This window comes from Catenulispora rubra (assembly GCF_015356825.1).
Classification (GTDB): Bacteria; Actinomycetota; Actinomycetes; order Streptomycetales; family Catenulisporaceae; genus Catenulispora; species Catenulispora rubra.
In genome coordinates this window covers 1-7,989 of record NZ_JAACYW010000412.1, presented here as the reverse complement: position 1 = coordinate 7,989, position 7,989 = coordinate 1, and the positions used below count along the sequence as shown (strand labels likewise).

At 73.2% G+C, this 7,989-nt stretch carries 5 protein-coding genes; 3 read left to right on the top strand and 2 right to left on the bottom strand.

Annotation, left to right across the window (positions count from 1 at the left end; all coding sequences use genetic code 11):
• Together GWK61_RS61260 and eccD are read right to left on the bottom strand one after the other, a co-directional pair.
• A partial coding sequence (locus tag GWK61_RS61260) for a type VII secretion protein EccB (protein WP_194921142.1) occupies positions 1 to 168 on the bottom strand: 168 nt, incomplete at its 3' end.
• 3 nt (positions 169 to 171) lie between these two features.
• Positions 172 to 1,755: a type VII secretion integral membrane protein EccD gene (eccD, locus tag GWK61_RS50670; RefSeq protein WP_194921133.1), complete on the bottom strand. Its 1,584-nt coding sequence runs from the start codon at positions 1,753 to 1,755 to the stop codon at positions 172 to 174.
• On the opposite strand from eccD, the gene eccCa reads away from it, so the two are divergent.
• The 3 genes from eccCa to GWK61_RS50655 all read left to right on the top strand — a co-directional run.
• On the top strand, positions 1,748 to 5,899 hold the full coding sequence (eccCa, locus tag GWK61_RS50665) for a type VII secretion protein EccCa (RefSeq protein WP_438939829.1): 4,152 nt from the start codon (positions 1,748 to 1,750) through the stop codon (positions 5,897 to 5,899). The two genes, eccD and eccCa, sit on opposite strands and share 8 nt — an antisense overlap.
• Complete coding sequence (locus GWK61_RS50660; RefSeq protein WP_194921131.1) at positions 5,896 to 7,107, top strand: S8 family serine peptidase; 1,212 nt, start codon at positions 5,896 to 5,898, stop codon at positions 7,105 to 7,107. The genes eccCa and GWK61_RS50660 overlap by 4 nt, the downstream gene beginning before the upstream one ends.
• A 56-nt stretch (positions 7,108 to 7,163) precedes the next feature.
• The coding region (locus GWK61_RS50655) for a serine/threonine-protein kinase (protein ID WP_194921130.1) at positions 7,164 to 7,989 on the top strand (826 nt) is incomplete at its 3' end.

Here is a 7,989-nt window from a genome sequence, read left to right as displayed (position 1 = left end):
GTGTATAAGAGCCAGCCCCAGCACCCCGGCCGCCGTCCCGAGGAACAGCCCGGCCTTCAGCCGCTGCGCCGGCGGCTGCGCGGTGCCCGCGTCCCCGCCGACCAGCCCCGCGGTCAGCCGCCGCACCATGAACTTGTGGGCCTGCAGCTCCTGCCGCCGAGTCGCCACCGCTCAGCCCGCCAGTCCGCGCGCCCAGCCGAAGGCGCCGAGCACCCCGAGTGCCAACGGCACCAGCGCCATCAGCACGAAGTACTCGGAGATGTCGGCGGCGCGCGCCGCGTACGGCGGGTCGTCGGTCTGCGGCTTCGGCCCCACCGAGGCCGCGATCAGCCCGACCACCAGCGTGGCGACGGCGATCCCGGCGGTGGTGGCGACCGTGGTGCCGTGGGTGTGCCCGACCGCCGAGGCCCGCCAGGCGCCGCCGGCGAGCGCGAGCATGCCGGTGGCCTGCATCAGGAGCCTGAGAGCAGTCCGGGCGAACACGCGGGCCCGGAGCAGGAAGGCGATACCGAGGTCGGCGGCGGCGATCGTGCCGAGTACGCCGTGGGCGGCGGCGAGAGTCGCACCTCCGGCGGCCAGGATCCCGCTGCCGATGAGGAACGCGCCCATCAGCCGGTCCACGCGCGCGGAAGTCTGCCACAGATCTGCCTGGTGTCGGGCGGGCAGATCGACTTGGATGCGCTCGGCGGTGGCGGGCAGGGCTGGAAGCCGTTGACCGGAAAGGCGGAAGGCGAGCCTGGGCACCGCCAGGACGAAGCCCAGAGCCAAGACCGCGGTGATCGTCGCACTCTTCGACAGCGCGCTGTGCAGGCCGGTGCCGAGCGCTCCGGCGATCACTGTTCCCACCGCGATCAGCGCGGTCGCCACGAACGGCTCCAGGCCACTCGCACCGGCCTCCGGCTCGTCGAGCACCGCTGTGCCGGTCTGGGATCTGCGCGGTGATGAGGCCGGGGCGGCCTTCCGGCCCGGGGCCCTGCCGCCGACCGCCGAACCGCCACCCGCCGAGCTGGCACCCGCCGAGCTGCCGGCCATCGAGCCGCCGACCGCCGAACCGGCACCGACCGCAGCCGCGGCACCGGCCGACGCCAGCAGCGCGGCCGCTCCGGCCCACAGCGCGGCGGCCGACTCCGGATGCGTCATGGTGTGCGCGAAGGTGTCCGCCGCGAGCCAGCCGCCGAGCGCGGCCCAGCCGACGGCGGCGACGCCCAGCGCGGTCGCGGTCGGCCGGGATCCCATGATCCGGCCCGCGACCGCGGCGGCGATCAGGATCAGTACGGCGAGCGCGCCGGCGATCCCGGCACGCTGCCCGACCGGGCCCGACCCGGCCGCCACGCTCGCCGCGCCGGCGGTCAGCGCCACCGCGCCGAGCACCGGTCCGGCCCAGCGGCCGGCGGTCTCGCGGAGCCGGTCCTCGCGCTCACGCACAGCGGTGGCCAGTCCGTCAACCACGTCGTCGAAGACGGCCGTCGGCGCGGTGGCCCGGCGCGGCCGCAGGTACAGGGTCTCGCCGTCGAGGATCTGCAGCTCGGCCAGGGTGCGGGCGGCGGGCAGCGGGGCGCCACCGACGCGTTGCAGCACCCAGCCGTCGTGGGCCAGGCCGGCGTCGGCCAGCTCGGGCCCGGCGAAGCTCAAGACCGCTGGTAGGAAGTCCGCCAGCGGGACGGCCGTCGGCAGGGCCAGTTCCAGCACGTTGGCGGGGGTCGCGATGGAGAGGCGGCACAGATCGGCCTCAGGCAGCGTGGCTCGGATGCTCAACGTCCCGCTCTTCTTTCCTTTGCACACCGGTCTGGACGAGTGCTCGACTATCGCGGGTCGTGTGACCAGGCCGCCAGAGGAAGCAGAGCTGACGTTGAGCATCCGTGAGTACCGGCCAGTGCCGCGTCGCCCCGCGCCGCAGTTTCCTCAAGATGAGATCGCTTTCCAGGAACCGCCGGCGATCCCCGAACCGGTGTCCGGAGGCCTCGGACAAGCGGTGATGGTGCTGCCGATGGCGGCCAGCAGCGGCGCGATGGCGATGATGTTCCTGCAGCCGGGCGCGCGGGCCACCAACTACCTGGCCGGCGGCATGATGGCGGTGTCCTCGCTGGGCATGGTCGGCACGCAGCTCGGCCGGGGAGGCGGCGACAAGAAGGCCAAGCTGTCCGGGGACCGCCGCGACTACTTGCGGCACCTGGACCAGAACCGGCGCCAGGTGCGCAAGCACATCGACGCCCAGATCAAGGCCCTGGCCTGGCGGCACCCGGACCCGGCGGCGCTGTGGTCGGTAGCGATGAGCGGCCGGCTGTGGGAGCGGGGACCTGCCGACCGGGACTTCGGCGAGGTGCGGCTGGCGACCGGGCCGATGGCGCTGGCGGTGAAGATGGCGCCGCCGCAGACCAAGCCGATCGAGGACCTGGACCCGGTGTCGGCGAACGCGTTGCGGCGGTTCCTGCAGGCCTACAAGACCATTCCGGACCTGCCGATCGCCGCGAACCTGCGGGCGTTCGCGCGGGTCGCGTTCGACGGCGACGGACCGGCGACCCGGGCCGTGGTGCGCGCCCTGCTCACGCAGCTCGCGGTGTTCCACAGCCCGGAGGATCTACGGATCGCAGTGCACTGCGGCGACACCACGCGCGAGCGCTGGGAGTGGGTCAAGTGGCTGCCGCACGCTTTGCACACTTCGGAAGTCGACGCGGTCGGCCGGGTACGGCTGATCAGCGACAGCTTCGCGGATCTGGAGCGGCTGCTCTCTCCCGGCGACTTCCGGGAGCGCGGGCCGCACGATCCGAGCGCGGCGCCGACTTCGCGCGAGCCGTTCACCGTGATCCTGCTGGACGGCGGCGAGCTGCCGGCCGACCACCGTGCGCTGCGCAGCGGCTATCGCAACGCCGTGCTGCTGGACCTGACCGGCGCGGCCGTCGGGCCGGACGTCCCGGTGGCGACGCTGCGTCTGCGCGCGACGCGGGAGGGTGCGGACGCGGCGCTGGCGACGGTGACCTCGGACCGGGCCGGCGGCGAGGATGTCAGTCCCCTGGGACGCGCGGCGACGTTGAGCACCGCCGAATCCTCGGCCACCGCACGGATTCTCGCGCCGTTGCGAGTCAGCGGGGCCGGGGACGCCGGCGGACGCGGCACCGGCGACATCTCCTTCACCGGCCTGCTCGGCATCCGCGACGCCCGCGCCCTGGACCCGGCGCAGGTCTGGCAGCCGCGGCCGAACCGGGAGCGGTTGCGGGTCCCGCTCGGCCTCACCGAGCAGGGGCTGCCGGCCGAGCTGGACATCAAGGAGGCGGCGCAGGGCGGGACCGGGCCGCACGGCATGATCATCGGCGCCACCGGGTCCGGCAAGAGCGAGCTGCTGCGCACGCTGGTGCTGGCCATGGCGGTGCGGAACGATCCGGAGATCCTGAACTTCGTGCTCGTCGACTTCAAGGGCGGCGCGACGTTCCTGGGGCTGGACAAGCTGCCGCACACCTCGGCCGTGATCACCAACCTGGCCGACGAGCTGCCGCTGGTGAAGCGCATGTACACGGCGCTGCACGGCGAGATGGTGCGGCGGCAGGAGCTGCTGCGGGCCGCCGGGAACTACGCCTCGCTGCGCGACTACGAGGCGGCACGGAACTCCGGGGTGCCGCTGGCGCCGATGCCGTCGCTGTTCCTGGTGGTCGACGAGTTCAGCGAACTGCTCGCCGCGCACTCGGAGTTCCTGGAGCTGTTCGTGATGATCGGCCGGCTGGGGCGCTCGCTCGGCGTGCACCTGTTGCTGGCTTCGCAGAGGCTTGACGAAGGCCGGATCCACGCGCTGGAGGGCCACCTCTCGTACCGCGTGGGCCTGCGGACCTTCTCGGTGGCCGAGTCGCGGGCCGTGCTCGGCGTCGGCGACGCCTACGACCTGCCTTCGACACCGGGCCACGGGTTTCTTCGCTGCGGCACCGATCCATTGATCCGATTCCGCGCGGGATACGTGTCAGCACCGTATGTCCCGCCGAAGTCCGGCGAGGAGGCCGAGGATTCGGGGCGCTATCACGTGATCCGGTACCGCTCGTCGTACCTGGCGCCGCGTGTCGCCCCGCAGACGGAGGAGGCGGAGACGGAGGCCGAGGAGGAGTTCACCAGCCCGCCGATCTCCGAGACCACGCTTCAGGTTCTGGCCTCGCGGATGCAGGGGCAGGGCCGGCCGGCGCACCGGATCTGGCTGCCGCCGCTGTCCACGCCGCCGACCCTGGACGCGTTGCTGCCGGAGGCCGTCGCGGCGCTGACCGGCGGGCTGCCGAAACCCGATCCGCGGGCGACGCGGTACGGCTCGCTGGCCGCCGCCGCCAGTCCCGCACGCGGCGTGACCGGGCCCGACGACACGCTGCTGGCCGTGCTCGGCGTCACCGACCGGCCGTTCGAGCAGCGGCACGATCCGCTGGTCGCGGACCTGGCCGGGGCCGCGGGGCACGTCGCGGTGGTCGGCGCGCCGCTGTCCGGCAAGTCGACGATGCTGCGGACCCTGATCAGCTCCCTGAGTCTGCGCTACACGCCGCGCGACACCCAGTTCTACTGCCTGGACTTCGGCGGCGGCGGGCTCACCGCGCTGTCGGACCTGCCGCAGGTCGGCGGGGTCGCCGGGCGGCTGGAGGGGGAGAAGGTGACGCGGACCGTCGCCGAGGTGTCGATGCTGCTGGCCGAGCGCGAGCAGGCGTTCGCCGCGGCCGGGGTCGGGTCGATGGCGGAGTACCGGAGGCGTCGGCGGTCCGGGGACTTCCCGGATGATCCGTTCGGTGATGTGTTCCTCGTGATCGACGGTTGGTTCACCTTCCACCAGGACTACGAGCGGCTGGAGCCGGCGATCCAGGACATCGCCGCGCGCGGGCTCGGTTTCGGCGTGCACCTGGTGATCACGGCGGCGCGCTGGACCGAGGTGCGGCCGTGGCTGCGCGACCTCATCGGGACCCGGCTGGAGCTGCGGCTCGGCGATCCGATCGACTCCGAGGTGAACGCCGCGCTGGCCAAGGAGGTGCCGGCGATCCCGGGCCGCGGCCTGACGTCGGGACGGCTGCACTTCCTGGCGGCGCTGCCGCGCATCGACGGAGATCCGGACTCTGCGACGCTCGGCGAGGGCACGCGGGACCTGGTGCGGTACGTCACCAAGGCGCACCCCGGGCAGGCGGCGCCGCCGGTGCGGATGCTGCCGACGCTGCTGCCGGCCGCGCGGCTGGCGCAGCCGGCGTCCCGGACGGCGGTGGCGCTGGGCTGGGACGAGACGCGGTTGCAGCCGGTGCTGCACGAGTTCGCCGCCACGCCGCACCTGATGGTGTTCGGGGAGAACGAGAGCGGGAAGACGAACCTGCTGCGGCTGGTCGCCAAGGCGGTGACTGAGCGGGCCGAGCCGAAGGAAGTCAGGGTCCTGCTGGCGGACACGCGGCGCCGGCTGCACGACGCGGTGCCGCCGTCGAAGCAGCTCGGGTACGCGGTGACGGCCGGCGCGCTGGAGGAGCTGCTGAAGGAGATCACGCCGGTGCTGTTGCAGCGGGTGCCGGGGCCGGATGTGGAGCCGGCGCGGTTGCCGTTGCGGGACTGGTGGAGCGGGCCGGAGCTGTATGTGGTCGTGGACGACTACGACCTGATGATCGGCAGCCGCGGGACGCCGCTCGGGCCGCTGCTGGAGCTGCTGCCGCAGTCCGCGGAGATCGGGCTGCACCTGGTGCTGGCGCGGTCCACGGCCGGTGCGGCGCGGGGGATGAGTGATCCGGTGCTGCGGCGTCTGTGGGAGTTGAGCACGCCCGGGTTGTTGCTGTCGTGCAGCAAGGACGAGGGGGTGTTCCTCGGGGACGCGCGGCCGGTGCGGCTGCCGGCCGGGCGGGCGCAGTTGGTGAGCCGGCGGAGCGGGACGATGGTGGTGCAGACGGCTTGGGCCGGCGAGGACGCGGCGTGAGAAGGCTTTTGTGCTGCGGGACGGTGAGCGCGCTCGTCGTCGGACTTGCCGTCGTCCCGGTCGGCGGACTGCCCGCTGCGGCGGCTGACGACTGCTCGCCGTCGGTGCAGGCGGTGCCGGTGACCGCGCAGGTGCCTTGGGCGCAGACCGCTTTGCGGTTCGGGGATCTGGCGCCGTTCATCGGGTCGGGCTCCCGGATCAAGGTCGCGGTGGTCGATTCGGGGATCGACGTGGGCGCGCCGCAGCTGGCCGGGGCGGTGGACGTGGCGGACAGCGCGTCGCTCGTCGATCCGAAGACGTATCCGGCGACGGCCGACGCGCTCGGGCACGGGACGATGGTCGCCGGGATCATCGCGGCGCAGGCCCGGTCCGGGTCGGGGGTCGTGGGGCTGGCGCCGTCGGTGGTCAGCTTGTTGTCGATCCGGGCGTACAAGACGTGCGAGAGCGAGGACGCGCCGATCGCCCAGGGGATCCGGGAGGCGGTGGCTCGGGGCGCGAAGATCGTCAACGTGTCGGCGGGGAGTTCGACGAACTCGCCCGATCTGGCTTCGGCGGTGCGGGACGCTCAGGCCGCCGGGGTGCTGATCGTGGCCGCGGCGGGGAATCTCGGCGCGCAGCAGGACGGGGATCCGCCGCAGTATCCGGCTGCTTATCCGGGGGTGATCGCGGTTGCGGCGGTGGGGGCGGATCGGGCGGTGACGCCGTACTCCGAGCATGGTGCGTATGTCGGGATCGCTGCTCCCGGCGGGTCTTCGGACGCGCCGTTGTTGGGGATCGGGCCGGCGGGCAACGGGACGTTGGCTTCGGGGCTGGGGACGTCTTTCGCGGCGCCGTACGTCACGGCTACCGCTGCGCTGGTGTGGAGCCGGTATCCGTCGCTGACGGCCGCGCAGGTGCGGCAGCGGTTGTATGCGACGGCTGATCGGATGGCGGCCGGGGCGCCGGACGCTTACTACGGATGGGGGATCGTCGATCCGTATGCGGCGTTGACTTCGGTGTCGACTCCGGCGCCGGCCACTACGCCGCCTCCGGCCGTGCCGGCTCCGCTTCCGTTCGCCGCGGCTCCGGTGAAGCAGGATTTCACCGGCCGGGCTTTGGCCGTTGGCGGAGGCGGGATACTGTCCGCCGGGGGAGTCGCCGGTGCTGCTTGGTTGGCCCGGCGCCGCAAGCGTGCCATGCAGCCGCTGGGTTCCTCTGAAAAGCTCTGATCTATGGCTTGAGTGTGATTCGAGTCTGTCCGACACGATTCTTGGGGAACGGCGTTATGTGGGGTGAGGGAACCGTCCTGGCCGGTCGGTACCAGCTGCGCCAGCGGATCGGCGGCGGGTCGATGGGCGATGTGTGGCGTGCCCTGGACACGGTGCTGGGGCGCGAGGTGGCGGTCAAGATCCTGCTGCCGGCGCTGCTGGACGACGCCGGCTTCGCCGCCCGCTTCCACACCGAGGCCCGGGTGCTGGCCGCGCTGAGCCACCCGGGCATCGTGTCGGTGTTCGACTACGGCGAGGCAGACGACCCGCGCACGGCGTTCCTGGTGATGGAGCTGATCACCGGCCGCCCGCTGTCGGACCTGCTGGACGAGAGCGCCCCGCTGTCGGAGGCCACGACGCTGACCGTGGTGGCGCAGACGCTGGAGGCGCTGCAGGCGGCGCACGACCAGGGGATCGTGCACCGCGACGTGAAGCCGGCGAACCTGATGCTGCGCGGCGGCAGCGTGGTGGTGACGGACTTCGGCGTGGCGCGCACCGCCGACGCGCGGCGCCTGACGGCGGCGGACGTGGTGCTGGGCACCGCGGTGTACGCGGCGCCGGAGCAGGCGCGGCACACGGCGGTGACGGCCGCGGCGGACCAGTACGCGGTGGGGGTGATCGCGTACGAGTGCCTGACCGGTACGCCGCCCTTCGACGGCGGGACCCCGCTCGGGATCATGATGAAGCACCTGCAGGAGCCGGTGCCGCCGCTCCCGGAGATGGTGTCGGAGCCGGTGCGCGAGCTGGTGATGCGGGCCCTGGCGAAGGACCCCGAGGCGCGGTACGCGAGCGCGCGGGAGATGGCCGAGACCGCGCGGCGGCTCGCGGCGCGGGGGGCGCGGG